This is a genomic window from Photorhabdus viridis (genome assembly GCF_040256935.1).
GTDB classification, from domain to species: Bacteria; Pseudomonadota; Gammaproteobacteria; order Enterobacterales; family Enterobacteriaceae; genus Photorhabdus; species Photorhabdus viridis.
In genome coordinates, this window is record NZ_JBEJZY010000560.1 from 1 (window position 1) to 223 (window position 223).

The 223-nt window shown below is 37.2% G+C and carries 1 protein-coding gene; it reads left to right on the forward strand.

Translation table 11 applies throughout. The features are described 5' to 3' along the window. Positions 1-28: 28 nt before the first annotated feature. The coding region (locus ABR397_RS25720; RefSeq protein WP_350307913.1) for a hemagglutinin repeat-containing protein at positions 29-223 on the forward strand (195 nt) is incomplete at its 3' end.

The window sequence follows — 223 nt, forward strand, 5'->3', positions numbered from 1 at the left end:
AAATATCGCTCTGATAGCAAATAATAATGTGACCGTAGAAAACCATGCGGACACCTATAATTTTGCAAAATCAAAGACAGAAAACAGGCATAACGCACCAATATCAGGGGTGTTAAATGCCCTTGAATCACTGACAATCCATGCTGGAAATAATATTTCCGCTAAAGGCTCAGATATCTCTTCGGGGAAAGATATTTATTTAAGCGCAGCAAAAGATATTGAT